The 26,578-nt window shown below is 61.4% G+C and carries 22 protein-coding genes and 2 riboswitches; of the genes, 7 read left to right on the top strand and 15 right to left on the bottom strand.

Annotated features, from left to right (window positions below):
• Positions 1-34: 34 nt before the first annotated feature.
• From F6V30_RS09125 to F6V30_RS09105, 5 genes are all read right to left on the bottom strand, one after another.
• Positions 35-2,689 (bottom strand): PAS domain S-box protein, encoded by a 2,655-nt coding sequence (locus F6V30_RS09125; protein WP_151156669.1) that lies wholly within the window; start codon positions 2,687-2,689, stop codon positions 35-37.
• A 15-nt stretch (positions 2,690-2,704) separates the two neighbouring features.
• Positions 2,705-3,094 carry a response regulator gene (locus F6V30_RS09120; protein WP_151156668.1) on the bottom strand — a complete coding sequence of 130 codons (390 nt, stop codon included), beginning with the start codon at positions 3,092-3,094 and terminating at the stop codon, positions 2,705-2,707.
• Between the two features lie 115 nt (positions 3,095-3,209).
• Complete coding sequence (locus F6V30_RS09115) at positions 3,210-4,433, bottom strand: EAL and HDOD domain-containing protein (RefSeq protein WP_151156667.1); 1,224 nt, start codon at positions 4,431-4,433, stop codon at positions 3,210-3,212.
• Positions 4,433-7,111, bottom strand: a complete 2,679-nt coding sequence (locus F6V30_RS09110; protein ID WP_151156666.1) for a hybrid sensor histidine kinase/response regulator — start codon at positions 7,109-7,111, stop codon at positions 4,433-4,435. The genes F6V30_RS09115 and F6V30_RS09110 overlap by 1 nt, the downstream gene beginning before the upstream one ends.
• 138 nt (positions 7,112-7,249) lie before the next feature.
• A complete protein-coding gene (locus F6V30_RS09105) occupies positions 7,250-9,883 on the bottom strand; it encodes a hybrid sensor histidine kinase/response regulator (protein ID WP_151156665.1) in 2,634 nt (877 codons plus the stop codon).
• A gap of 249 nt (positions 9,884-10,132) precedes the next feature.
• Here F6V30_RS09105 and F6V30_RS09100 point away from each other — a divergent pair, with 249 nt between their 5' ends.
• Positions 10,133-10,540, top strand: coding sequence for a bacteriohemerythrin (locus F6V30_RS09100; RefSeq protein WP_151156965.1), 408 nt, complete (start codon positions 10,133-10,135; stop codon positions 10,538-10,540).
• A gap of 105 nt (positions 10,541-10,645) precedes the next feature.
• On the opposite strand, the gene F6V30_RS09095 is transcribed toward F6V30_RS09100, so the two are convergent.
• Positions 10,646-10,891, bottom strand: coding sequence for a hypothetical protein (locus F6V30_RS09095; RefSeq protein ID WP_151156664.1), 246 nt, complete (start codon positions 10,889-10,891; stop codon positions 10,646-10,648).
• Positions 10,892-11,037: 146 nt separating this feature from the next.
• A riboswitch (cyclic di-GMP riboswitch) is annotated at positions 11,038-11,121 on the bottom strand.
• Between the two features lie 278 nt (positions 11,122-11,399).
• Between F6V30_RS09095 and bioA the strand changes: the two genes are divergently transcribed.
• Positions 11,400-12,716 carry an adenosylmethionine--8-amino-7-oxononanoate transaminase gene (gene bioA / locus F6V30_RS09090; RefSeq protein WP_246163395.1) on the top strand — a complete coding sequence of 439 codons (1,317 nt, stop codon included), beginning with the start codon at positions 11,400-11,402 and terminating at the stop codon, positions 12,714-12,716.
• A gap of 56 nt (positions 12,717-12,772) precedes the next feature.
• Here the strand turns inward: bioA and F6V30_RS09085 are convergent, their stop codons facing one another.
• The 3 genes from F6V30_RS09085 to F6V30_RS17360 all read right to left on the bottom strand — a co-directional run bounded on the left by F6V30_RS09085 (position 12,773) and on the right by F6V30_RS17360 (position 16,209).
• Positions 12,773-13,183 (bottom strand): fibronectin type III domain-containing protein, encoded by a 411-nt coding sequence (locus tag F6V30_RS09085; protein ID WP_151156663.1) that lies wholly within the window; start codon positions 13,181-13,183, stop codon positions 12,773-12,775.
• Between the two features lie 61 nt (positions 13,184-13,244).
• Positions 13,245-13,320: riboswitch (cyclic di-GMP riboswitch) on the bottom strand.
• Positions 13,321-13,624: 304 nt separating this feature from the next.
• The gene (locus F6V30_RS09080; protein ID WP_151156662.1) at positions 13,625-14,440 is read right to left on the bottom strand and encodes a mechanosensitive ion channel family protein; all 816 of its coding nucleotides are present in this window, start codon (positions 14,438-14,440) and stop codon (positions 13,625-13,627) included.
• A gap of 305 nt (positions 14,441-14,745) precedes the next feature.
• Positions 14,746-16,209, bottom strand: a complete 1,464-nt coding sequence (locus tag F6V30_RS17360) for an OmpA family protein (protein ID WP_246163392.1) — start codon at positions 16,207-16,209, stop codon at positions 14,746-14,748.
• A gap of 294 nt (positions 16,210-16,503) precedes the next feature.
• On the opposite strand from F6V30_RS17360, the gene F6V30_RS09070 reads away from it, so the two are divergent.
• The 3 genes from F6V30_RS09070 (at position 16,504) to F6V30_RS09060 (ending at position 20,298) form a co-directional block, all read left to right on the top strand.
• The gene (locus F6V30_RS09070; RefSeq protein ID WP_151129330.1) at positions 16,504-17,187 is read left to right on the top strand and encodes a Bax inhibitor-1/YccA family protein; all 684 of its coding nucleotides are present in this window, start codon (positions 16,504-16,506) and stop codon (positions 17,185-17,187) included.
• Between the two features lie 379 nt (positions 17,188-17,566).
• On the top strand, positions 17,567-18,781 hold the full coding sequence (locus F6V30_RS09065) for a PDZ domain-containing protein (RefSeq protein ID WP_151156661.1): 1,215 nt from the start codon (positions 17,567-17,569) through the stop codon (positions 18,779-18,781).
• A complete protein-coding gene (locus F6V30_RS09060) occupies positions 18,778-20,298 on the top strand; it encodes a hypothetical protein (protein ID WP_151156660.1) in 1,521 nt (506 codons plus the stop codon). Before F6V30_RS09065 ends, F6V30_RS09060 begins: the two co-directional genes overlap by 4 nt.
• A gap of 87 nt (positions 20,299-20,385) precedes the next feature.
• Here F6V30_RS09060 and F6V30_RS09055 read toward each other — a convergent pair whose 3' ends face one another.
• Positions 20,386-21,159 carry a hypothetical protein gene (locus tag F6V30_RS09055; RefSeq protein ID WP_151156659.1) on the bottom strand — a complete coding sequence of 258 codons (774 nt, stop codon included), beginning with the start codon at positions 21,157-21,159 and terminating at the stop codon, positions 20,386-20,388.
• A gap of 306 nt (positions 21,160-21,465) precedes the next feature.
• On the opposite strand from F6V30_RS09055, the gene F6V30_RS17080 reads away from it, so the two are divergent.
• Positions 21,466-21,609 (top strand): hypothetical protein, encoded by a 144-nt coding sequence (locus tag F6V30_RS17080; RefSeq protein ID WP_191965633.1) that lies wholly within the window; start codon positions 21,466-21,468, stop codon positions 21,607-21,609.
• Between the two features lie 331 nt (positions 21,610-21,940).
• Positions 21,941-22,486 (top strand): YgjV family protein, encoded by a 546-nt coding sequence (locus tag F6V30_RS09050; protein WP_151156658.1) that lies wholly within the window; start codon positions 21,941-21,943, stop codon positions 22,484-22,486.
• Positions 22,487-22,564: 78 nt separating this feature from the next.
• Here F6V30_RS09050 and F6V30_RS09045 read toward each other — a convergent pair whose 3' ends face one another.
• The 5 genes from F6V30_RS09045 to F6V30_RS09025 all read right to left on the bottom strand — a co-directional run bounded on the left by F6V30_RS09045 (position 22,565) and on the right by F6V30_RS09025 (position 26,422).
• Positions 22,565-23,221 carry a PLDc N-terminal domain-containing protein gene (locus F6V30_RS09045; protein ID WP_151156657.1) on the bottom strand — a complete coding sequence of 219 codons (657 nt, stop codon included), beginning with the start codon at positions 23,219-23,221 and terminating at the stop codon, positions 22,565-22,567.
• Between the two features lie 160 nt (positions 23,222-23,381).
• Positions 23,382-24,203 (bottom strand): endonuclease, encoded by an 822-nt coding sequence (locus tag F6V30_RS09040; RefSeq protein WP_151156656.1) that lies wholly within the window; start codon positions 24,201-24,203, stop codon positions 23,382-23,384.
• Positions 24,196-25,482 carry a DNA cytosine methyltransferase gene (locus F6V30_RS09035; RefSeq protein ID WP_151156655.1) on the bottom strand — a complete coding sequence of 429 codons (1,287 nt, stop codon included), beginning with the start codon at positions 25,480-25,482 and terminating at the stop codon, positions 24,196-24,198. The genes F6V30_RS09040 and F6V30_RS09035 overlap by 8 nt, the downstream gene beginning before the upstream one ends.
• Positions 25,460-25,975, bottom strand: coding sequence for a very short patch repair endonuclease (locus F6V30_RS09030; protein ID WP_246163389.1), 516 nt, complete (start codon positions 25,973-25,975; stop codon positions 25,460-25,462). Before F6V30_RS09030 ends, F6V30_RS09035 begins: the two co-directional genes overlap by 23 nt.
• 225 nt (positions 25,976-26,200) lie before the next feature.
• On the bottom strand, positions 26,201-26,422 hold the full coding sequence (locus tag F6V30_RS09025) for a hypothetical protein (RefSeq protein WP_151156654.1): 222 nt from the start codon (positions 26,420-26,422) through the stop codon (positions 26,201-26,203).
• Between the last annotated feature and the right edge of the window lie 156 nt (positions 26,423-26,578).

The raw sequence follows: 26,578 nt of genomic DNA, 5'->3' as shown, positions 1-26,578 counted from the left end.
CTGCGTGGCGGTTTTGGAGATCCGCCCTCCGACATCACCGGTGCCCAGACGGCGCACAATCCCCCGGATTGGCCAGCCCCAGGCGGGATACGGCCTCCCTGAGGGCGGCGATGGTGTAGGGCTTCTGGATGAACCCGTCCAGCCCCTTGCCCGCGAACCGGGGGGCGACATCCTGTTTATTGTAGCCGCTGGACATGATGACCCTGATCCCGGGGTCAAGCCGCCTGAGTTCCCGGAAGCACTGTTCCCCGTCCATGTTCGGCATGGTCAGGTCCAGGATGGCGAAGACGATGCCGGGGGTGCTCCGGCACAGCTCCACCGCCTCCCGGCCATCCGCGGCGGTGACGGGAGTGTACCCCAGCGCCTTCAGCATCTCCCTGCCGATGCTCCGCACGCTCTTCTCGTCGTCCGCCAGAAGGACCGTGCCGCTCCCGTGCCACTCGCAGACAAGGGGCTCCGGGGCGGGCAGTTCCGCAGGCAGGGGGGCGACGGGCAGCAGCACCTTGAAGGTCGTGCCGCGCCCCGGCTCGCTGTAGACCTTGATGGTCCCCCGATGGCCGCGGATGATGCCGAGCACCGCGGCCATGCCCAGGCCCCGCCCGGTGAACTTGGTGGTGAAGAAGGGATCGAAGATCTTCGCCATGGTCTCCCGGTCCATGCCGCAGCCGGTATCGGCGATCTCAAGCCAGACGTAAGGCCCCGGGCCGATGCTCTCGTTCAGCCAGGCGTCCTTCAGATACGCCTCGTCGCACTCCATGCAGCCGGTGGTGATGGCGATCACGCCGTCCCTGTCGCCGATGGCCTCCGAGGCGTTGATCACCAGATTCATGACGACCTGGCGCAGTTGGGTGGCGTCGGCCTCCACCGCCGCGAGTTCCGGGCAGAGGTTGAGCCGCAGCAATGCCTTCTTGGAGATGGAGACCTCCAGCATCTGGACCATGTCTTCCAGGATGCGGTTCAGGTCGATGCTCTCGACGAGGAATTTCCCCTTGCCCGAGTAGGCCAGCATCTGCTTGGCCAGGTCCGCGGCCCGGGCGGCGGCCTCCTCGATCTTGTGCAGGTTCTCCACGCAGGGGGATTCCCTGTTGATGCGCATCAGCGCCAGGTCCGCATTGCCGATGATGGCCATGAGGATGTTGTTGAAGTCGTGGGCGATGCCCCCGGCCAGGACCCCCAGGCCTTCCAGCTTCTGGGCGTGCAGCATCTGCTGTTCGATCTTGCGGCGCTCCTCCTCGGCATGCTTGATCTCGCTGATATCGCTGATGTGCCCTACGACGCCGATGAGCCCCCCGTGATCGTCCTCGTAGCGGCGGCCGGTGAAATACCCCCAGAAGACGCTGCCGTCCTTCCGCAGGTAGCGCCGTTCGGTGCTTATGGTATCGATTTCCCGGTCGATGATCCTGCACAGGTTTTCCCGGCAGGTGGAACGCTGGTCCGGCGGGAGGTGGTCGATATACGGGGAGCCGGTCAGCTCCTCCGGGGTGCGGCCGAGCATCTCGGCCAGGCGCCCGTTGGCCACCATGATCGTACAGGCAGCGTCCAGCAGCACGATGCCGGCCTGGGACGACTCGAAGAGCACCCGCATCTGCCCCTCGCTCTCCCGCAGGGCGCTCTCGCGCCGTTCAAGCTGCTCGGCCATGTGGTCGAAGGTCTGCCCCAGGGCTCCCAGTTCGCCCCCCCGCACCAGTTCCGCCACCCGGATCTTCCGCTCCCCCTCGGCCAGGCGTTGCGAGGCGTCCGTCAGCACCGAGATCCGCCGAATGATGAGGCGGGTGCCCACCAGGTAGGCAGCCCCGGCCGCCAGGAGCAGAAAGGCCGACAGCAGGGCCACGTCCACGAGGAACTGGGTGTCGGCCGCGGCCAGGGCCGCGGCATAGGGTATGGTCACCCGGGCGTACAGGTAGGGCTCCGCCTCCCCCTTGAGGCGCAGCTTGCGGTAGCTGGCGATGCGCCGGTCCCCCGCCATGCTGTCGATACTGCCGGTCGCCTCCTCCGGCCCCCGGACCATCTGCCGGAACAGGTCCGCCCGCAGCGGGGTGCCGACCTGTGGCCTGGCCTCCCTGCTGGCGTAGATGATGACGCCCCGGTGATCCACGAGCAGGAGTCCGGCTTGGGGGGGGAGTTTGAACTGCTCCACGATATTCTGGTAGAAATCCAGGTTGAGGGTGGCGACGATGACCCCGGCGATGGCGCCGTCCCGCCCCCGGTAGGGATAGGCGTAGCTGATGGCGGGCCTGTTGGTGGTGCGGCCGATGAGGTACTCGCTGGAGGAGAGGCGCCCGCTGGCCAGGGCGTTTCTGAAATGGCGGCGGTCGGCGATGGCGAGGGGGAGTTTGGCCGGAATGCCCGAGCACCAGACGTTGCCCAGATGATCGGCGATCAGGAGGTTGGCGTACTGGGGATTGAGCTCGACCAGGCTCTTCAGGATCGCCCCGGTCCGGGCCGCATCCTCGTCCGCGACCTCGGGGAGCCGGCCCAGGGTGGCCATCAACTGCTCGGTCGCCGCCGTGAGGTTCTGCTGTTCCGAGACGATGCGCCCCACCACCCTCCGGGTCTCCGCTCCGGCGCTGCCGATGACCTCGTCCCGGTGGTGCAGCCCGGTATGGATGATAATGCCGACACAGGGGAGCGCAACGATCCCGATGATGAAGAAGAGTACGGTTTTGACGGACGGCGGCGCAGGGGACATGGGAATCCTCCGTGGTTACGCGTTCGTGACGTCGCCGGGGGCCACGACGCGCCGCACGGCAGCGGCGAGGCTCTCCAGGTTGAACGGCTTTTGGACGAAACCGTCCACCCCCACCGCCCCGAAGGATTCCGCGACCTCCCGTTCGCTATAACCGCTGGCGAGGATGACCCTGACGTCCGGCCGGATGCGGCGCAGTTCCCTGAAGACCGCGATGCCGTCCATGATCGGCATGCTCATGTCCAGGAGCACCCCGGCGATCACATCCCCCTTGTCCCGGAAGATACGGATCGCCTCTGGGCCGTTGGCGGCGGCAATGGTCGCAAAACCGAGCTCCTCGAGCATGGCGGCCGAAACGTCGCGGATCATCTCCTCATCGTCGACGATCAGGATGGTTTTTTCGGGCATGATGGTCCTCCTGTGGAACTTTTATGGGAAAGGGGGGTATGGGACATATGGGACCAATGGGACGGAGAGGTCCTAAAACTATCATAAGTCCCGGCTCCCGTTACCCCTCTTGTCTTCACACCCCGAAACGCCAGCTATAGGCCGTTTTCTGACAGTTCAGGACCGCCATGAGCGGTATCCCCAACACTTCCAGACGTTCGGCGGCGCGCTCGAATTCCAGGTTTTCGATCTGCTCCACCAGACTCAGCAGCACGCCGAAGTCCCCCTCCCTGTTCAGCAAGGCATCCAGGACCTCGTCGGAGAGGTGAAGATTCGCCACGATCTCCTCCATGGTGAGGTCGAAGACGGCGGTGAGGATCGACAGGATGCCGATCATATAGCCTTCATCGGCGGCATGACGGTTCCTGCGCACCAGGGGGGTCAGCTTGACCAACTCCTCCATGAAGACCGCCCGCACCGCGGCCAGGTCGACGGCCGGGTCGTCCAGGCACGACTCCCCGTCCGTGGCGAAGATCGCCAGTTGCACCCAGCGCTTGAGCTGGCGCAGCCCGATCATCATGACGGCGTGGCGAATGGAGACGACCTTGGCCCGCAGCCCCAGGGAGATGGAGTTGACCAGGACCAGCAGTTTGTAGACGAGCGGCGGGCTCTGCTTGATCGTTTGCTCCATATCCTCAAGTTCCGCCTCGTCGGTGAGCTGCTGCATCAGCTTGAAGATAACGTCGGACGAGTCGTCCCAGCGCCGCTTCTTCATGACGGCCGGCTGGGAGAACGTATACCCCTGGAACAGGTCGAAGCCTAAGCGGTTGCATTCCAGATAGCGCTCCCGGCTATCGACCTTCTCCGCCAGAAGCTTGACCGGGTACGGCCTGAACTGCTCGACCAGCAGCGCCATCCCGGCGCTGTCCACCCCGGTGATGTCGATCTTTACGACGTTGACCACGCCGTCGTACAACTCCCGGCAGCGGGGATCGTACGTGTGGTCGTCCAGGGCCAGCAGGTACCCCTTCGCCCTCAGTTCGCGGCAGCGCCCGATCACGTCGGGGGTGATGGCGACGGTTTCCAGCAGTTCTATGCCGAACCGTTCCGGCGGGAGGATTTCCAGGGTATCGCTCATGAGCAGGTCCGCATCCACGTTGACGAACCCGCGATGCCTCCCCATGGCGGCCTGTGTGCCGAAGCAGGAGATCGTATTCATGATGGTGTTGGAGGTGGCGCTGACGTCATCCTGGACATCGGCATGGTCCGGCGCTTCCGATGACCTGAATAACAGCTCGTAGGCGACGATCTCCTCCGCCTTGCTGACGATGGCCTGCCTGCCGATGAAGTGCTGCCCCATTAGCGCATGTCCCCCCTCCCCGCCGGCGCGCCGGGCGACGGCTCCGGGGCCCCGTTCAGGATCGAGTCGATCTTTTTCAGGAGCTCTCTCGTGGTGAACGGTTTCTGAATGAAGTTGATCCCCCGGTCCGGCGCGCCGTTGCGGAGGATGGCGGTGTCGGTGTATCCCGACATGTAGAGGGTCGCGAGCCCCGGATGGGTTTTCTGCATCTTTTCCTGCAACTCCGGCCCGTTCATGTCGGGCATGACCACGTCGGTGAGCAGCAGGTCCACCTTCCGGCCGGCGCTCAGGGCGAGGGCCTGGCGAGGTCCCTCGGCAACGATCAGCCGGCAGTTGCAACTGTCCAGCAGGTCCCGGACCAGGTTGCGCACCATATCGTTGTCCTCCACCAGCAGGATGGTGCTGCCGGCCACGTTGACCTCCGAGATCTCCGCGGCGCTTGCGGTTTCCACCGGCACGGCGTCCTCATCCAGGGGGAAGAAGATCTTGAAGGTCGTCCCCTCCCCCTCCTCGCTGAACACCACGATATGCCCGCCGTGCTGTTTGACCAGGCCGTAGACCGTGGCCAGCCCCAGGCCCGACCCCTTGCCCACATCCTTGGTGGTGAAGAACGGCTCGAAGATGTGGGCAATGGTTTCCCGGGCCATGCCCGCGCCGGTGTCGCTGACCCCCAGCATCAGGTATCTGCCCGGCGCGAGCCCCTCGTGCTGGCGGACGTATTCGTCGTCCAGGGTCACCGGCGCCGTCTCGATGGTGATGACGCCCCGGTCGAGGATGGCGTCCTGGGCGTTGATCGCCAGGTTCATGAGGATCTGTTCCACCTGGTTGCGGTCGGCGCGGACGGCGTAGACGATCTCCGAGAGGCGCAGCCGGATGGCGATGTTCTCCCGGATGGTCCGGCGCAGGATCTCGTAGAACGACGTCACCACGTTGTTCAGGTCCACCGGCCGCATTTCGAAAAACTGTTTGCGGCTGAAGCTCAGGAGCTGCTGGGTGAGGACCCTGGCCTTGTCGGCCGCCTGCATGATCCGGTCGACCCGCTCGAAATCCCGGCTGTCGGCCGGCAGGCGGTTCTGCAGCAATTCGGCATAGCCCAGGATCGGCGTCAGCAGGTTGTTGAAGTCGTGGGCGATCCCCCCGGCCAGACGGCCGATGGACTCGATCTTCTGGGACTGGCTCAACTGGACCATCAGCGCCTGCCGCTCCGCCTCCCCCGCCCGGCGCTCCGAGATGTCCCGCAGGATGGCGCAGTCGTACTCCTGGCCGTCTATTTCCAGATAATTGGCCGACACGTCCACCGGCACCAGGCGGCCGTCCCGGGTTTGGGCCGCGGTCTCGAAATGCAGGTGCCCCTCCCGGCGCAGCTCTTCCCAATGGGGGAGCCATGATTCGGCCGTAGCGTTGCGGTAAAGGTCCCACGCCCGCAGGGCAAGCAACTCCCGGCGTTCGTAGCCGCTCAGGCGGCAGGCGGCGTCGTTGACGTAGAGAATCCTGCCGTCCGGGGCGACCCAGGAGACGGCATCCGGCATCCGGTCCATGACGCTGGCCGACCGCTGCAAATCCGCTTCGATCCGCTTGCGCAGGACGATCTCTTCGCCCAGTTGGGCGTTTCGCGCCTCCAGCAGGGAGGTCCGATCCCGGACCATCTCCTCCAACTGCTCCCGGTGCCGGAGCAGTTCGGCCTCCCCCCGCTCCTCGCGCCCGCGGTTACGGTAGAGCAGCCGGGCGGTCACGAGCGATCCGGCGGCAAAGAGGGCCACCAGGGCCGACATGAGCGCGGCTTCCGTGCGCCAGGGGGCCAGGTAGTCGTCGACGGCCAGGCCCGCCGTTACGTAGAGGGGGTAGTTTGCGATCTTGCGGAAGGAGAAGATGCGCTCCACCGGGTCCAGGCCCTCCCGGGTCCGGTAGGTGCCGGAGGTGTGCCCCCCCCGGACCAGCTCCCGCAACTCCCGCGGCACCATGGTACTGCCGGTGCTGCCCTCCCCCCCCGCCTGTTCGGGATAGCGCACCATGACGGCCAGGTCTGCGTCCCGCAGGGCGATGAGGCCGTGCGCTCCCAGGTCGAAGGAGCCGCACAGCCGGACAAAATAATCCAGGGAGACGGCGGCGTAGGCGATGCCGGCGAAGCTGCCGTCCGGGTTGTCCATGCGCCGGACGATGTTGACGGTCCACCGGTTGGTGATCCGGCTCATAAGCGGCTTGGTGACGATCAGGCCGATCCAGGGATTCCGGCTGGCGCTGACGAAGTAGTCGCGATCGGAGATCTTGACCGGCCTTTCGAGGGGCGCCTGATCGCTAAAGACGATCTCGCCCCGGGCGTTGGCTACCCTCAGGTCCTGGATCTCGGAGATACGCTCGTTATGGGCGCGGAGGTAGGAGCGCAGAGCCGGGCGGTCGATGCCGCCGCTTCTGATCTGCCGCTCGGCCTCCTTTTTCACCGCAAAGACGGTGAGGCCGGCCTTGTCCATAATGCCGGCAATGGTCAGGTTGAGGGACTGGGACAGGTTCTGGGTCCGGATGACGGCGCGGCTCTCGTACTGCCGGTGGCTCCGGTAGAGGGAATAGCCTGCCAGCCCGGCGACGAACAGGTTGAGGAGCAGGCAGCTCGCCGCGAGCCAGGGGAGAAAGACCCGGGTGGATATGACCCGGTTGAATGTCGGGGGGGGGGCTTCAGGCATTGTGGGGAACAGCCTCCGCTCGGCGCCGGCCACCTGCCGATGCGACCGATCCGCTCGATATCATTAAAATATTTTCAATTAATTATAAACTATAATAGAAAACCGTCAACATAATAGTGGGCGGGATGCGCGCGGCGGTTAATGCCCGGCCGGGCCGTTCAGGATGGCGTCGATCTTTTTCATGAGATCCCCGGCGGTAAACGGTTTCTGGATGAAGTTGACGCCATCGTCCAGCACGCTGTGGTGGACGATGGCGTCGTTGGTGTATCCCGACATGTAGAGCGTCGCAAGGCCCGGGTGGCTCGACCGCATCTTTTCACACAATTCCGGGCCGTTCATGTCGGGCATGACCACATCGGTGAGCAGCAGGTCCACGTTTTTCCCCGCGCTCAGTTCCAGGGCCTGGCGAGGTCCCTCGGCAACGATCAGCCGGCAGCCGCACCCTTCCAGGATATCGCCGACCAGGGTGCGCACCATGTCGTTGTCCTCCACCAACAGGATAGTGCTGCCGGTCACGTCGACCTCCGAGAGCTCCTCCGCGGCCGCCGTTTCCTCGGGCACCGCGCCTGTGGCGATCGGCAGGTAGATCTTGAAGGACGTGCCCTCCCCCTCCTCGCTCGACACCTGGATATACCCGTTGTGCTGTTCGACCAGGCCGTAGACCGTGGCCAGCCCCAGACCCGACCCCTTGCCCACATCCTTGGTGGTGAAGAACGGCTCGAAGACATGGGAGAGGGTCTCACGAGGCATGCCGGCGCCGGTGTCGCTGACCCCCAGCATCAGGTACCTCCCCGGTGCAAGCCCCTCGTGCCGGCGGACGTATTCGTCGTCCAGGGTCACCGGCGCCGTCTCGATGGTGATGACGCCCCGGTCGAAGATGGCGTCCTGGGCGTTGATCGCCAGGTTCATGAGGATCTGTTCCACCTGGTTGCGGTCGGCGCGGACGGCGTAGACGATCTCCGAGAGGCGCAGCCGGATGGCGATGTTCTCCCGGATGGTCCGGCGCAGGATCTCGTAGAACGACGTCACCACGTTGTTCAGATCGACGGTCTTCATCTCCAGGATCTGCTTGCGCCCGAAGCTCAGGAGCTGCTGGGTGAGGGCCTTGGCCTTGCCGGCCGCCTGCATGATCCGGTCGACCTGCTCGAAGTCCCGGCTGTCGGCCGGCAAGCGGTTCTTCAGCAATTCGGCATAGCCCAGGATCGGCGTCAGCAGGTTGTTGAAGTCGTGGGCGATCCCCGCGGCCAGGCGGCCGATGGACTCGATCTTCTGGGACTGGCTCAACTGGATCATCAGCGCCTGCCGCTCCGCCTCACCCGCCCGCCGCTCCGAGATGTCCCGCAGGATGGAGCAGTTATACACCTGGCCGTCTATCTCCAGGTAATTGGCCGTAATCTCGACCGAAAACAGGCGGCCGTCCCGGGCCGTGGCCTCGGCCTCCATATGGAGGCATTCGCAGCGCTGCAGCTCTTCCATGAAACGCCGCCACGCCTCGCGGTCGAACCCCATCAGACCGATATCGGGCACCGACAGGGAGAGCATCTCTTCGCGGCTGTAGCCGTACATCCGGCAGGCGGCGTCGTTGACGTACAGGTAGCGGCCGTCCGGGGCGACCCACGCCACGGCGTCGGCCATGCGGTCCATGATGATCGCGGCCTTCTTCAAATTTGCCTCGGCCTGCTTCCGCAGGACGATCTCCCCGGCCAGCTGGGCGTTGCCCGCTTCCAACTGGGCGGTCCGCTCCCGCACCGTCTCCTCCATCTGCTCCCGGTGCCGGAGCAGTTCGGCCTTGGCCTCCCCCTCGCGCCTGCGGTTGCGCTGGATCAACCGTGCCGTCAGGAGCGATCCCGCCGCAAAGACGGCCACCAGGAGCGTCATCCCCCAGGCTTCGCGCCGCCAGGGGAGCAGGTAGTCGGCGGTTGCGAGGCCGGCCGTCATATACAGTGGATAATCGAAGACCTTGTGAAAGGAAAAAGAGCGCTCCACCGGGTCGATGCTCCCCTTGTTCCGGTAGATGCCGACGACGTGCCCGGTCCGCACCAGCTCCCGCAGTTCCCGGGAGACCACGGCGCTGCCGATGCTGCGCGGCTCCGGGTAGCGGATGATGACGTTCAACGCCCCGTCCCGCAGGGTGATGACCCCCTGGCGGCCCATATCGAACGTGGAAAAGAGCCGCATCAGGTAATCCAGGGAGATGGCGCCGACGACCACGCCGGCGAAACTGCCGTCCGGGTTGTCGATGCGCCGGACGATGTTGATCACCCACTTGGCGGCGGAACGCGCGAACAGCGGCTCGGAGATGATCAAACCGGCCCGGGGGTCGTTCCGGGCCCGGCGGAAATACTCCCGGTCGTTCACCAGGGTGTCGGAGCCCGGGAGGGAGGAGTCGCCATAGATGAACGCACCCCGGGCGTCCGCGATCCGCAGGCCGTCCAACTCGGGTATGAGGAGCCGCTGGGCAAGGATATAGTGGTTCAGGTCCTGGCCGGCGGCGCGGCCGTCCCTGAGTTGCCGCTCCCGCTCCCGCTGCACCGACAGGAGGGCGATGCCGGTCTTGTCGACAAGACCGGCAACGGTCAGGCTGAGGGCTTGGGCCAGGTCCTGGGTCTGGATGGCGGCGCGGGATTCGTACTGCCGGCGGCTTTGGTACAGGGAAAAGCAGACCAGCCCGATCACAAACAGGTTGGTGAGCAGGACGCCGGCCACGAGCCGGTAGAAAGAGGCACGGCCCGGCGCAGTCGTACCGGATGTCGTGGGGGTGACGTCGGGCATGTTGATGCGACCACCTCCGCGGGAAAATGTCTTCTAGTCAGATAAACTGTTGATTTTAAATTAGAATAATTAAATAATTATAGGGGAAATTTCGGAATCGTCAACACAATAGTGTAAACAGGGGGAAAAACCGGGGAAGCGCAGCGGGGCCGCCCCGGAGCGGGAAACGGCGACAGGCCTTGCCATCCCGATATTTTTTTGGAATACTTGCTTGGTACGGACGAAGCGAGCATGACGGGGAGCGACACCATGACCTTTATGCACTGGGACCAGAACTTCGAACTCGGCATCCATGAGTTCGACGAGCATCACAAGCACCTGGTGGACCTGATCAACCTGGCGTTCGACGGCTTTATGTACAAGGCGGAGCGGGATGAAATCGAAGCGGTTCTCGACGAGCTGTCCGACTATGCGACCTACCACTTCGCCGCCGAGGAGCAGTGGATGGAAGCCCACCAGTACCCCGCCCTGCCGCACCACCGGCAGGAACACCAGCGGTTCTGCGACCGGCTGGCCGAGATCCGGGAGGAGTTCCGCCGGGGGGAGGCCCACCTCTCCCTGGAGGTGCTGCAGTTCCTCCATAGCTGGCTCACCAATCACATCCTCAAGACCGATGCCGACTACGGGCGCTTTGCCCGGGAACTGCCCCACGGCTGACCGGCCGCCGTGCCGCCCCAAGCAACGTCCGCTCCCCTCCCGTCAAGGGAGGGGGGCAGCCCGAAACATTCCACGTTGCAAGGCGTCAGTGCCCCGCACGGAACGCTAGTGGGCCATGGAGTGGTTGTGTCCCGCCGCCCCATGATCCTGCCGGCCTCCGAACGCCGGCATGTCCTGAAAGGCGGTGTGGTTGGGATGGATGCAGTAGCTGCTGGTGGTGCCTGCCGGAACGGCGTACCGGCAGGCGGTGTTGTGGGCGAGACACCGGGAAAATTCATCGACGAGATACTCGGTCCTGCATTCTGCCACATTGGGTTCGCTTCCGCTGAAATTCTGAATCGGTATAGACATAGCTTCCTCGCTTCTCCTCTGCCGGTCAACCGGCCTTTCCACCTGCCCCATTGCATGGTTTCACTACCTGGCCGGAAAGCCCTCAAAGCGGCCGGACGCCGTCTGTGCGCGTAAAAAATGCCGGGCCCCGCGAAGATGACGTATCCTTCGGCAGCTCGGCCCTCTTCCCGTCATCCGGGAGATCCGTGGCTTTCCGTCCCCCTCTCGCGAAGGGGTGAGCCCTGTCGAGGCAGAACGAACATATGAAAAAACTAATTACTCGGATAACTATACCACCGGAGGGGGGGGGTTCAACAAGACAAAATTTATTTTTTTGTTATCAAACTCACGAACCCGCATCGCCAGCGGCGTTACGGGGCAGGGACGTTTCCTCCATGACAGATGCGGATCTCTGCCGTATAATGCAGACGCACCGCGAAAGGGTGGGGCTCCGGAGGGGCCCGGGCTACGCGGCGTCACGGGAAACGCGGCCCCGGCTCCCGAATAACGACGACATGAAGGCATGCAGATGGATGATTCCGATAATTTTGGAAAAATGACCGAAGAGGAGCTTCTCGAATTCGACAGGGCGCACGTCTGGCACCCCTACACCTCGGCCACCAAGGCGCTGACATGCTATCCCGTGGCCAGGGCCGACGGGGTGTACATCGAGCTGATGGACGGGCAGCGCCTGATCGACGGCATGTCCAGTTGGTGGTCGGCCATCCACGGCTACAACCACCCGGCGCTCAATGCCGCCATGACGGCCCAGATCGGGCGCATGTCCCACGTCATGTTCGGCGGCCTGACCCACCAGCCGGCCGTGGAACTGGCGCAACTGCTGATCGGGATCGTGCCGGACGGCCTCGAGCACGTGTTCTTCAGCGATTCCGGCTCGGTGGCGGTGGAAGTGGCCATGAAAATGGCGCTGCAATACTGGCACTCCCGTTCGTGCGGCGCCAAGCACGCGTTCGTCACCGTGCGCCACGGGTATCACGGCGACACCTGGCACGCCATGTCCGTATCCGACCCGGACACCGGGATGCACGCCATCTTCAACAAGAACCTGGCCAGGCAGTACTTTCTGCCCGCGCCCCGCTCCGGCTTTTACGCCGCCTACGACCCGGCGGAGACCGGCGAGGTCGAGGCGTTCCTGCGCCAACACCACGAACATATCGCCGCGTTCATCCTCGAACCGATCGTCCAGGGCGCCGGCGGCATGCGCTTCTACCACCCGGAATACCTGCGCCAGGTGCGCCGGCTCTGCACCGACTACGGCATCCTGCTCATCGCCGACGAGATCGCCACCGGCTTCGGCCGGAGCGGCAGGCTCTTTGCCTGCGAACACGCCGCCATCTCGCCGGACATCATGTGCGTGGGCAAGGCCCTGACGGGCGGCTGCCTCTCGTTCGCCGCCACCCTCTGCACCCAAGAGGTGGCGTACACCATCTCCAATGGCGCGCCCGGCGTGTTCATGCACGGCCCCACCTTCATGGCCAATCCCCTGGCCTGCGCCACGGCCCTGGCCAGCACCCGGCTTTTGCTGAAGGGCGACTGGCAGGGAAACGTCGCGCGCATCGAAGCGACCCTGAAAGAGAGGCTCCTGCCGCTGCAACAGGCGGATGGGGTGGCCGACGTGCGGGTCCTGGGGGCGATCGGCGTGGTGGAGATGCGGGAGCCGGTGGACGTGGGGCGGATTCAGCAGTGCCTCGTAGCCGAGGGGGTCTGGCTGCGGCCGTTCGGCAAGCTGGTCTATACCATGCCGCCGTTCATCATCACCCCGGGGGAGCTGCGGGCACTGTGCGCCGGGATCGGCAAGGTCGTTGCGGGGCTTGCCGGGCGCTGATCCCCCGGGACGGCGCCTCGCTACACACCCTGGCGCGGCGTCCCTCAATTTGCTCTTTATGAGCTCGCCGGGATGACGGCCTGCACTTCATTGGAATACACGCTCTCGTTCCCGGCCGAGTCGTACGCCGTAACGACAAAGTAGTACGTTCCCGGAGCAAGCCCGCTGACGGCATAGCTTGACACCATCCCGGCATTAATGGTGCTCGTATAGCTTCCGGATGACGTCCCGTAATGCAGGTTGATTCCTGCGGCAACGCCTTGCGGCGGGTCCCAGGATAGCTTGACGACTCCCGTTGAGGCGGTTCCTCCGGTCGAAGTGGTTCCTCCGGTTGAGCCGCCAGTGGCGCTGCTCGGCAAAGAACTGCCCGACGACGCCGTCGATCCGCCGCCCCCGCCGCACCCGGCCAGGGAAATACTAACCAGTAAGGACAGGAATAAAGCGGATAAAGGCTTCATCATGCTCATGCGACCTCCTATGTTCTGTTTTGACGCAAAAAAACCGGATCGCGGAAATATTCTGAGATATTTCGGCAATCCGGCTGTCTCGGTGAGACCCATGGATTTTCTGTCCCATCCTCGCGGATGGTTTAGCATTATCGTCTATCTTTTTTGCGCTTCGGTTTTTATTTACGATACACGGATGGAGGTTGTGGCGGTGTGACATGGATCACTATTGGGGCATTTTACGGACCCGCGGGGGTGCGGTATGCGGGGCGGAACAGGGGACAGGCAGCTTATCGAGCACCCGGCGTACCTGGCGCCTGTCCCCGGAATTCCCTGTAGGATGCAGATTTGACTCCGTATGTTTTTTGCCGGGGGAATCACGTTCGGGTTACTTTCTCCCTGAACTCTTTACGCATGTCCACGATGGCCCCGGCCTGATTTCATTTCACGGCAGTAACCGTGTCACTGGTTTTGCACCATGACCAGCTGCGTCTGCATCGGCGCCGGGAAGCCGGCGGCGGCGAGCGATTCGCGGATGGTGCGGTTGCCGTCGAAGTAGACCTGCCAGTAGTGGTCGTTATGGCAGAAGGGCCGAACCGCAAGCACCGGACCGACCAGGGTGAACTCCAGAATCTCCACCTCAACCGCCGGTGTTGACAACACGTTGGGCACCGCTGCCAGCTTCTCGCGTAAAAGCAGCATCGCCGCGACATGATCGGCACTTCCCGCAAGCTGGCATTTCAGTTCTACCCTCCGGTACGCATTTGCCGTGTAGTTCTGGATGTTGTCGCCGAAAATCTTGCCGTTGCCGATCATCGTCTTGACGTTATCCGGCGTGTTGACCGTGGTGACAAACAACCCGATCTCCGTGATGGTGCCGGTCACCCCGGCGGCCGTTATAAAATCGCCCACCTTGAAGGGATGCAGCACCACGATGAAGATGCCTGCGGCCAGGTTCGACAGAAGCCCTCCCCAGGCTGCACCGATGGCGATGCCGATGCCTGCCACCAGGGCGGCGAACGTGGTGGTCTGGAATCCGCAATAACCGAGGATGGCCACGACCAAAACGATGTTCAGCGTAACGGCGACGAAATTGCCGAGATAACGCATCAGGGTCGGATCAACCTTCTGCTTTTCCAACACCCGCTGCATCATCTTCCCGACAAATCCGATCAGCCAGCGTCCCACGACCCAAAACAGGATGACGGCGACCACTTTGGTTCCCATCTCGGTGATATAGGTTACCGCAAGCTGCTGATACTGATCGATGTTTTGCATAATCCACTCCTTGACGCGGTAATGCGGCACACACCAAACTGCGTGGACAGGGGCACAACTACTAAAAACAGCTACATTAGCAGTTACTATATCAGAGTCTCTCGTGCCCACAAGGCTCGCACCCCAAAAAAGACTTCACGGCCGCGTTGAGCATGATTTTGAAAAATACGGGGACATGTCCCTGCATTTTCCGTGGATGACGGGCGAGATCATAATCACGGAGGAGCTGCGGGGGGTATCACGCAAGCGCCCTCCCGGAAAGAGTCCCGGGAGGGCGCCGGTGTGTCGACTGCAGGGTTTGGATGCTACTTGGCGTTGCAGGTGAAGTTGGATTCGATCCGGCGGTTCTGCTCTTTCCCCGCCTTGGTCTTGTTGCTGGCAACGGGTTTCGTCGGACCGTAACCAACAGCCTTGATCCGTTCGGGAGCGATCCCGAACTTTTCGATGAGGTAGGTACGAACGCTTTCGGCACGTCGCTGGGAGAGCTTCATGTTGGCCGTCTTGTTGCCGACATTGTCGGTGTGTCCTTCGATGGCTCCGGTAGCCTGAGGGAATTCGGTCAGGAAATCACCGAGCTTTTTCAGTTCATCGTGGTACTGGGGTTTGATCGCAGACTTGTTTGTATCGAAATGGATATTGATGACCGTGGGGCTGCACAACTTGGGAGCAGGCGCCGGCGGTGCCGGAACAACTACCGCAAGGTTCGCTGCGCTCTTTGCCGTACCGCCGGCACCACTGCACGTAAGGGTATACGTGGCATTTTCGGCAGGGGTGACCGCCATGGTCCCCTGTGGCTGAACCGCGCCGATTTCCGGTTGTATCTCGCAGTTGGTGGCATTCGTCGAACTCCACGTCAACGTCGCGGACTCCCCTTTGGTAATGGAACCGGGGGCAACCGTCAGATTGCCGGACGGGGCCGGAGGTTCCGGCGGGGTTACCGAAAGGTTCGCGGCGCTTTTTGCCGAACCACCGGCGCCATCGCACGTAAGGGTATAGGAGGTCGTGTCGGCGGGTGTGACCGTCATGGACCCCTGCGGCTGAACCGCGCCGATTTCCGGCTGTATTTCGCAGTTGGTGGCGTTCGCCGAACTCCACGTCAAGGTCGCGGACTGCCCCTTGGTAATGGAACTCGGAGCAACCGTCAGCTGGTTGGAAGGAGCGGGAGGGGCTGGAGCAGGTTCTGCGGCCGGCACAGCGGCAACAGGGGCAGGAGCTGTTTGGCCGCCGAAGAGGAAGGTGAACCCTGCGGTATATTCCCAGTTAAACTTGGGACTCTTAGGGTCCTCCAGGACAAACAACTGACGGGCATCGCCCCGCAAGGCAATCGAGTCGGTCACGAAGTACTTGAGTCCCAAGCCTGCATTGGCGGTTGCGTCGGTGGTTCTGTCGCTGATTTTAAGGCCGTCTTTACCGTGGCCATAGGTGATGCCGCCGCCGCCCACGGCAACATACGGCACCAGGGGGCCGTCCGGCATGAAGTTATAGAGGATGTCCAAGCGGTAGGACAAGGCGTTGATGCTCCGTTCACTCCGGGTACCGTCGGTCGCCAGAAAATCGCCCACCGCTTCCACGCCCCAGTTTTTTGTCAGGTCGTAGCCTAGGCGCAACCCGTAAACAGGGGAAGTTTCCACGTGCTGAACACCATCAAAGGTGTAGCCGCCGACAAATGGTGAAACGGAAAAGGCCCCTTGCCGCTCTCCGGCAAGAGCGCCGCTTGCAAATGCCATGCAGGCGAATGCCATTGTTACCAGGGTTGTTATCTTTTTCATCGGGTTCCTCCTTTTTTGGAGTGGTGTTACAGCGCCAGTTCTTGTCTGGTCTTCCACTCGGCAAGCTCCGTGCTGAAGTGAATTGTCGCCAAGCAAGTCAATTGTACCGGACAATGCCGAGCTGTCAACTAGAGCGCCCCGTTCATTGGGCCCCCTGGGGGCAGTCCTGCATTCTGCACAATTTAAACGGGCCCTTTGCCTTCCCGACGCCTGACATGCATACGGTTGATTTTTTGCGCGCTCGTGATTACATTGTAGAAAGAAGCAATCTACAGACAAAAAGGAGCGCACGATATGCCTTTCCCATCATCACCACGCAGCACGTCATTTCCCCGTCCCGTAGCCACGGCACAGAGCACCACCATGGGCGCGGTCTACGGCTGGATGGCCGCCGGCCTCTGCCTCACGGCCCTCGTATCCATGGCGGTCGTCAGTTCCCCGGCGTTGTTCAACGCCCTCTACACCAACAGGATGGTCTTTTTCGGGCTGATCATTGCCGAGTTCGGACTGGTCTTTGCCATCGCCGGTTTTGCCGTCCGCATGGGCACCGCCACGGCGGCCCCCCTCTTCCTGCTCTATTCGGCGCTCAACGGGGTGACGCTCTCGGGGATCTTCCTGGTCTACACCGGCCAGTCCATCGCTTCCGCCTTCCTGAGCACCGCCGGCACCTTCGGCGCCATGAGCGTGTACGGATTCGTCACCAAGCGTGACCTGACCTCCCTGGGGTCGTTCTGCTTCATGGGGCTGATCGGCGTCGTCATCGCCTCCGTGGTGAACATCTTCCTCCACTCCACCATGCTCCAGTTCATGGTCAGCGGCATCGGCCTGATCGTTTTCATCGGCCTTACCGCCTACGATACCCAGAAGCTCAAGGGAGTCAGGGGCGGCGCGGCGGTAGCCGGAGCGCTCGCCCTGTACCTCGATTTCATCAACATCTTCCTCATGATGCTCCAGCTTTTCGGCGACCGGAGAGACTAGAGCTTCACCTGGCCCCAAGCGGCACGCGCGAAGTTCTCGATGGTCAGGTCGCCAAACTTCAAAATCGAAAATTGGCGATCTGACCCTTGCGAGTCCCCCTTTGTGGAAGAGGAGAGACTTGTATACGGTCCGATTTAGGGGTAAAGTCTGCGTGGCGGCCTGCCCGTAAAGGCAGCGTGGAAACCTGTTCCTCTTCGATACTCCCGATAGTGCCTTTGGTACGCTTAGCGGGCCCGCCGATCTCCAAACAATCAGCACGCGACATGGTCGTTTACTATGTGCAGGCATCGATGCGGCGTCTCGGGAGATGTCCGGCCCGGGGAAGCGCGGCGCCGCAAATCGGTGCGCCCATAGACACTTTGGTTAGAGGAGGATCGTTATGCGGACAGGATGGCCGGCGGTACTGGCACTGGTGCTGACCCTTGTCGTGGCGGGATGCGCCACGGCCCCCCCGAAGAAGACGCTTGCGGAGCGCAAGGCGGAACGCGCAAAAGCCGCCGCTGTTGCCGCGGCGAAACCCGCCGCGCCGCCGCGGGTCAAAAGTACGGGAACGCCCGAGGACGCCCGGAAGCACATGCTGCGAGGGATGGCCGCCATCGAGATGGCGAAGTCGCCCGAAGAGTTGGCCGTGGCCGAGGAGGAATTCCTGGCTGCCGCCGACATCGCCCCCCGGCTCGGCAGTGCCTGGTTCAACCTCGGCAAGGTGCAGACCCAGTTGGGGCGGTATGACGATGCGATCGCCAGCTACCGGCAGTATCTCGCGATCGCGCCGGGGGCGGAAGACGCCCAGAAGGTGCGCGACGAGATCGTGAAGCTCGAGTTCCGCCAGGAACAGACCGCTCGGGAAAAAGGACGGGCAGGCTCCTGGGTCGCCGCCACCGGCGCCTGGTACGGCTTGTCCATGGAGGGCAACGGCATCGTCCTCAAAACCGACCAGCGGCGGGTGAGCGAGCAGGAGGTGAACTCCACCTATACCCTGGTCGGGACCGTTCCGAATCTTATCCGCGCCCATGCCGAGCACCATCTGACGGCGCGGGGCAGCCGGCTCGCCGGAACCTGGAGCCGCGGCCCCGTTACCGCCGACAAGTGCCCGATCCCGCCGGATACCGCCGAGGTTGCCGGTGAAATAAACGAACGGGAAAAGAAGATCACCCTGCGCTACGAGGTCACCACCTTCAGCGCGTCGACCCAACTGGCGCTCCTGGGGGACGACTATTGCTCGGGAGTGGCGGTCACCGGCAAAAGAGGGGCCGAAGAGGTTCTCTATGGACCGCTGGGGCCGGCCGGTCTCGGTCCTGACGTCGCCTACTATGGTCTGATCTCCTGGTGGCCCGGCGGCCTTTCTTCCATCCAGCAGGACTGGCAGGGGCACCTTGTCGTGCGTCTCGACAACGAAACCGAGGCCTACGAGGCGGGGCTGAGGGACGAGGATGAAATCCTGGCCATCGACGGGGTACCGGTGAAGAGCCTCAACGCCGGCGAAGCGATGATGCGGCTCTACGGCCAGCCGGGCACTCCGGTCCGCCTCGACATCCTGCGGAAGGACGTGAAGGCCCCCATCACCCTCACCATCCAGCGGATACCGAACGTATGATGCGCCGCGCGGCGGCCTGCGCGGCGGCGGCCCTGGCCCTGGCCGCCGGCTCCGCATCGGGCTACGGCATCCCCGAGGTCAGCCCTTTCAAGATGGACTGCGAAGCGTCGGTGCACGCCCTGGCCTACCAGGGGTACAAGTGCACCTGTTCCGACGGCAAACTGGACTGCGGCGGCAAACCCGCCGCGAAGCCGCTCCGCCCCCCCTCTGCCTCGCAGGAGGCGCAGATGAAATCCATGATCGTCGGCGGCATCTTCCAGGGGCTCATCGCCAACATGGGCGCTCCCCGGAAGGGAAACTTCCCGGCGCTCCGCTCGCTCCAGGAGCAGCACGATGCCTCCGTCCAGGCGGCCCGCCAGGCGGAAGAGCGGCGGCGGGCGGAGGAGGCGGAGTTCCAGGCGGAACGGGACCGGATGCTCGGGACGTACAAGGGGCTGGAGGGTGCCTCCGCCCTGGGGTTCAAGGACGCCGGCACCAGCCTTGACTTCAAGACGCTGGACGGGGGGGCGGAGGCCATGGCCGCCGCTGCCCGGCAGCCGTTCGACACCGCGGCGGGGGACGCGCAGCCGGTGAGCGCCGTGGCCGTCGGCCGGGGCACCCCCTTCTTCGGCGAGACCATGCCGGAGGCCGACCTGCGGCTCCTGGTCGATCCGGAGAACGACCCGCGGGTGGTGGATCTGCGCAACGCCGTCACGTACACCGCCGGAAACCTGAAGGAGGACGGTACGAAAACGGTTCCCCGGAAGGAGAAGAAGGCGAAGGGTGAGGGAGAGCCCATCATCGAGCCTCCCGACTGCGTCGCCCTCTCCCGGAAGCTGGACTCCTTCCTGGAGCAGCGTACCAAATTCCACAAGACGATCCTTCTGGCCCAGAATCAGGTGGCCGATTGGGAGGCCACGAACCGGGGCGCGCTGGTGAACGCGGCGAAGGACGGCATCGAGTATTTCACGGGCGGCTTGTTGGAGACCCTGGCCAACAGGGGCAAAGCGGCGGAGCGTTTGCAGGAGATCTACACCCGGAACGCCTCCCGGATGGCGGCGGAAGGTGTGGACATTCTGGCGCTGGAGGCGAAGATTCGCCGGCTGCAACTCCTCTCGTCGGCGGGGAAGGCGGCGGAAGTGGCAAGCCAGGTAAACGACTGGCAGACCTTCGTCAAGGACGGCATGTCGGCGCTCCTGGCGCAGCTCAACGCCTCCAACGGGGAGGTGCGGGAGATTCTGGCGGACCCGAAGGTGGGGAAGTACTTCCAGACGGAGAGCCCCGAACTGAACACGCTGCTGGACATCAGCAAGATCGCGGCGGCCAACCGGATCTTCGGCAAGTGGGTTAAAAACCAGCTTCCGATCATCGGCCTGACGGAAATCTCCCTGAAGCAGCTTTACAACGGCAGCGAATGGGCCGCGAGTTTCTACCGGCTCGCCAAGGCGAACGACATCAACGGCAACGTGCTGGAGAGCGCCAAAGGGCTCCAGAAGCACATCGACGACACGCGGATCGCGCTGAAGGCGTGCCGCTAGGAGCGGAGGGCCGCCATGGCCGCGCTGGGGGCGGCGGGAAGGTATCGCATCGGCAGGTCACGGCAATCAGCCCGCATGGCCGATCCCCTACCCCACGCATCCCCGCTCCCGCAGACTGCGCGCCAGGATCTCCACCGCCAGGTTGAGGTTGGTTTCCGCATTCAGGCCGGGGCCGAGCAAGCGAGCCTGGCCGGCCGGGGTAAGCAGCCGGTCGTCATACGCGGCTTTGGGGCATAACCGGCGCAGCTCACTGGTCAGGTGGGCAAAGTTCAACTCCCGCGACATCTTCATGGCGTCGCCGAGGCCATCGAAGGTCATGCCGCTCTGGCTGAAGACGGCCGGCGACCGCGTGCCGGCATAGAGATGGAGGGATTTGCTGCGCTCCTCGGTCGACACCACCTCCTGGCGCTCGACCTTCGTGGTCATCGGCACCCCCCCGGCAAGGAGGGTCTTGCCGAGGCTGAGCTTGCGCTCGGTCACGGTCTTGGTCTCGGTGAACCCGACAACGCTCGTACACGGCAGGAGCAGATCGACATCGTCGTAGAGGATCTCCGCCTGCTGCCCGTCGCCCGACTCGATGCGCAGCGCCCACTTTCTGAACTCGAAGCGGCGCACCACGAACCGCCCTCCCCTGCCGCGCACCTCCGTGGCGTCGAAGACCAGCGTGGCGAACCCGCTCCGCTCCAGCTTCCCGGCCAGGGCAAAGGCCCGCTGCGGATCGGCGAAACTGGCCACGACGGCAGGTCCGCCGCCCAGCATCCGGGGCCGGGCTTCATAGGCCGTTATGCCGAGAGCAGCGGCGAGCGCCTGTACCAACTCGTCAGCCCCTTCCCGCCAATGACAAATGGCAACCACGTGCATGCTGTTCTCCTCAAAGAAAAATCCGGCGACAGACTTCAAGATAGCACTTCAGGACAAGAACGCAACAACCGAGAGGCCTGAACACGCCGCCTCCCCCGTACAACCGCCACGTCACCACCTAAAATTGCACCCAAACCGCGCCGCTTGTGATATAATTGGTACGCAAATTATGAAGCAGGGGTAAATGGCCGATAAAGCCACGGTCGGCGGGTAGACCGAAAGGGGACCGCACAACGGAGCGGGCGGGCGGATCAGTTTGCCCGGAACTGAGCACCGTTCGCGAAGAGGATTTTGTGGAGGGACGCCATGCAACCATCCCGGATTTCTGTTTATGTGGTTGTAGCACTGCTTGCCGTGATGATAGGGCTGTACTATCTGCACTGCGAAACGCAGGCCGACAAGAACTGCCCGCTCAACGTCATCCAACTCTTTACCAAGGCCAAATTCTAGCGACCGCACAGCCTCCGCTCCTACGGAGAGGGGTGCATCCCCACGGTTCGACCGCGAACCACGGGGCAGCCGCCCAGGGACTCCCCGTCTCTCGCGACGCCATCCCCGCCGCCCTCCGCCCCCGGAAGGCCATGTAGTGCCCCCCGGCGACTTCGCTGGTTCCTGCTGTCGCCCTAGTGCCCCCCACGTTGGTGACCGGCGATCCCCATTGTCTGCATGATGAAAATGCCATTGCAAACAATACGTATAAGTACCATTATGAAAAAGGGCCGGCTGAACCGTCAACGGGTTGAAAGCCGGCCCATACTTATTGGCTTACAGGAGTAGGTTGGTGGAATTTTTTTCTCTGTCCCAGTGCGTGGGATATATCGCATTCGTTCTGGGGTTTATCGCTTTTCTTCAGAAAGAGGACCGGCCCCTCAAGTTTTTCGTCGGCCTCGAAAGCATCGCCTACACCGTGCATTTCTCTTTGCTCGGCAATCCGACCGCCGCGGCGAGCGCCTTGCTCACGAGCCTCCGTTCCTTCCTGGCGTTAAAGACCCGCTCGTCCCTGGTGGCGGTCGTCGTCATCGTCGCCAATGTCGGTATCGGCCTGATGCTGACGAAAAGCCTCTTCGGCTGGCTTCCCGTGATCGGTTCGTGCGTCTCCACGTATGCCATATTCACCATGAAGGGCATACCCATGCGGCTCGTGATCCTCTCCAGCACCTTCTGCTGGCTGGCGAACAACATCCTCAGCGGTTCCATCGGCGGCACCCTCCTGGAGACGGTCATCGCCATCGTCAATACCTCGACCGTCCTGCGCATGTGGCGCTCGGCCGCACTTGAACGCTCCGGGGACCCGGCGGGAGAGCTGGCGCCGATTAGTAAATCATAAGAGGATAAGCCGGTTAGTGATCCCTCGGCGACCCATTTGGTGCCTGTTGCCTTATTCCACCCTGTGCTTATAGGATGATTATCTGATAATAAAATCCCTATCTTTTGGATCTCTCGGTCTCAACCGCGCGCGCAACGCTTCTTGTTGCCGATCTTTAAAGCCACTTGAATCACTTTTCTGCCCCAGGCCAAAACAATAATAAATAATCATCCCAAGCAAGGGCAGAAGAATCACCAGCAACAGCCAAACGGTTTTATTCGATGGCGACTCAAACTCACTTTTAACAATATCCACCAGTGTCGATACCCACGCAATAAATAGGAACAAACCTATAAGCAACCATATGGCCATGAACCCGGCCAACGATCTGGATGCTTTTTCGAGGTTCCTGGTACTGGCGGCTAACGCCCGATCTTGCTGCTGGTGCATTGCTTCCGCAGCACGCCGCTGTTGTTCCAAAGCGGCTTGGTAAAATGCCTCCTGGTTTGCCTGGCCGGCAACTGGATTGTTTTGTTGATTTATACCTTCTCTGACAGGTGGAGTTGTGCTCTTAATTTGTTCCCGTGTTTCCGCGTATACTTTTTCACGGTATTTGTCAGGAACGGAGGAAGGGTTGTCTGTGAAGTGCATGCCATTGGCATCTTCCCATTTATATACTTCTGCGTATGCAGCGGGATTATCAAATGACGGGAGCAGCAGGAATATGGCGAGGAATGTGATGATAGGCTTTTTCAATGGGAAGCCTCTGAGTAGTGGTTAGTGTGTTAGAGGTACGTAATGCCAGAGTGTCAACCCCACACATTTCACTTTGTAAAAAGTGTGGGTCTGACAACTCCGCTATCCTGTTTTCTCCCGCCTGCCCCTATAGGTTTCCTGGAATTTCACGGGACAATTATCACTGCGCGTTTGCCCCTCGAGAGGCATATTGCCTAAGGTCGTCCGGCGATATGGAAGATGCGGGAACAAGCTGATAATGTTTTTCATCGACTACTTTTATTTCGCCAGCTTGAACGGTAAGTTCGAACATTGCGATGCGATCATCGCTCATAAACTGTGCGGACACAGCCCGGCAAATCAGGTCGGGAAATTTCTCCGAACAACACGATATATCCTGCTGTGTTTGCACCGAGCCGTGTTTATCGCTGCCGCCTTTTGCCTGTACCGGCACGACGAACTGCCGCCCGTGCCGATCAATGCCGACGTAGATTTCGTCGATCTCGATTTGTCCGACGCCCCTTACGGTAGTTCGCAAGTGATTTTGCAACGAAAACGCGGTAACGCCAAGAAACATATCGACAAGACGGTTATAGCGTACCCTCGCCAGCAATGCCTGTTCATCGCTTAATGCGTACGCAGCGATAATCTCGGGTGTCGCGTCGGGAACCTTGATTGTCAGCAATTCCTCTCGCGGCACAATGCGATTCAATCGCACCTGCTTGAAACGATAGCGGGCGCGGCCCGCACCCTCGATGACCCATTCAAGGCCGTCTGCCGCCGTGTTGGTGATGGACTGTGGTAGATCGTTGCGGTAGCGGAAGGAATAAATTACATCGCCAACGTTTTTCGGCAACACGATTCCGAGATTTTCGGCAATCGCCATGAACTCGTCACGGGTAAACTCGAATTCGGTAATGCCGTTGCCGTAATGACTGTCGAATACTTGTGTAATGATTGCCTGATATCGGTTTTGGTGCCGCTCCTTTTTTTCCTTAGGCATACGCTTCCTTCCTCGTTTTTTGTGGAGGTGTCGGCTTACGAGTCCGTTGCGCGATGACGTCGCGTGGCACATCGAAATATCGAGCAGCGGTTCCCATGTCGAATGTCAGCAGTTCGGGAGCACCGAGGCGAAGTTCGGCTTTCGGCTTCGAGGGTTTCGAACCAAGTGCCTTCATGACTTCCGCGGCGACGGCGCGCGCCAGCAGTGGTGGAACACTATTGCCGATCTGGCGAAACCCATGCCACTTCGTTATGTGGAAACGGAACCAGTCCGGGTAAGAATGTAGACGAGCGGCTTCACGAACGGTGATAACACGAGGCAAAAACGGATGTATCGGACGTGGCGATGTGAATGCTCCCCGAGCGCTATCGGTACCGGCACGCAGCGTGTTGCACACGCCATTTGGATCGAGTTTGTGAAAACGGCTCACCGGTTCGGTTTTGCCATGCTTCGTCGCAAGGAAGCGACTTTGCGACAATGGCGTATGTAAAGTGCGTAGGCTCGATGTGAGCATATCGCGGTCGAATACCCGCTGGTAGCCGTAATCGCTTGGGTCGTTTTCGAGCCGACGAAGCCGACGTGCAAAAAGTTCCTTAGTTTCCCACATCGCAGATACTTCATCCGTTGCGGTCAACTCGTCGAAACGGTCGGCATCCGGTAAGTCTCCAATTGCTTCCCACACCTTCGTGCGAGTCTTTAAGCTTTTCGGATACTGCGGCAATTCAAGCCCTTGGCGTGCTGCAACCAAGAAAAGTCGCCGACGGTCTTGCGGCACTCCGTAATCGGCCGCATTCAGCACGCGATACGGCGAGAGTACGTCGTAACCCGCGTTTTGCAATGCTTCGATTAGTTCTGCAAGAAATTCGGTATGCTTGCCGAGAGTGAGGCCTTTTACGTTTTCGAAGACGCAGTATTTGGGGCTTAGTTCGCGCACGATGCGGACATAGTGAAACACCAATTGGTTTCTCTGGTCATCGAAAGCGCGTTTGCCTATCATAGAAAAACCTTGGCAAGGTGCGCCACCGAAAACCACATCGATATCGGTATTACCCAAATTCGCTTTACGCCGAATATCGGCACCGCTCAATTCGACAATGCTTGCACAAATTGTCTTGGTATAAGGAAAATTGTATTCGTGCGTCGCGCAGTGGACAGGGTCTATTTCCACAGCAGCGACGATGTCGAATCCAGCCTGCTCGAAACCCAACGATAAACCGCCGGCTCCCGCGAAAAGGTCGATCCCGATAGGGCGATTATTATTCTTGCTTGAGGAAGTCATGTAATAATTCCGATATTTTCTCTCTGTTTTTCAATTCGCATTGCCAGATGGTCAGAACACGCCAGCCGTCGGCTTCCATCGCTGAGACGTTTTCGCGATCCCGGGCCCGGTTACGTGCAATCTTAGCCGCCCAAAAAGCCACACGACTCTTGGGCAACCCAGCATAGCGGCAACCCTCATGCCCATGCCAAAAACAACCGTTTACGTAAATAGCCTTGCGGCTGCCGGCAAACACCAAGTCGGGCTTTCCGGGCAAACCTTCGACATGAATCCTGTAACGGTACCCCATGCCATAAACCAGACGGCGAACGACCATCTCGGGAGATGTGTTTTTCGCCTTAACTCGGCTCATCAACCAACTTCGTCTTTCGGGGGTTAACCTGTCCATAATAAAAAAATAAAGATTTTCTTTCAAGGTGTCCGACTCATCAGTATAACGCGAATAAGTCAACCGCCTTAATGCAAAGGTGCCGAACCAATTATTAGCTTGCATCTCCCCATTCCGGCAACGGAATGGCTTTGATATCCATACTCTTCATATAGCATATTTTCCCAGCTAGAGACCAGAATATTGATGAAGGAACTACCACACCGGCAGTTGAAAAGATGGGCACGAGATAAATAGCCCTTCTGACGACTTACGGCGTTTCCATTACTTTCGATTTAGCGGGCAAATCAGGAAATCGCATGGCCATGGCCCCAGTAATTTATCCCCCCTCTACGGCTCCGCAAACCCCTCCTGCACGAACGCGATGGCCGAGGCCGAGGTAAAGCGGATAAACCGCGTATCCCCGTAGGCCATCCACGCCTTGAGCGGGGTCTTGCGCGAGTACCACCAGTTGCGCACCGTGCGCGGGGTGACCTCCATGGCCTGGGCCAACTCCTGGGCGCTCACCCAGCGCCGCCTGCGCCACGTCTCCATGCTCTCGTCGATATTCATCGCTCAACCTCCATTCAAAGTCAAAATCCGCCACAGAGACACGGAGACACAGAGGTACACAGAGAAAGGCAAAAAACTTTATGGGTAAAGCCATCACCAAGAATCGTTGTTCTTTTTGCTTGCCTTGCTTCAGGTTTCCTCTGTGTCTCTGTGGCG

Source organism: Oryzomonas sagensis (assembly GCF_008802355.1).
GTDB lineage: Bacteria > Desulfobacterota > Desulfuromonadia > Geobacterales > Pseudopelobacteraceae > Oryzomonas > Oryzomonas sagensis.
The sequence above is the reverse complement of the archived record's forward strand: the minus strand, read 5'-3'. Positions and strand labels throughout refer to the sequence as shown.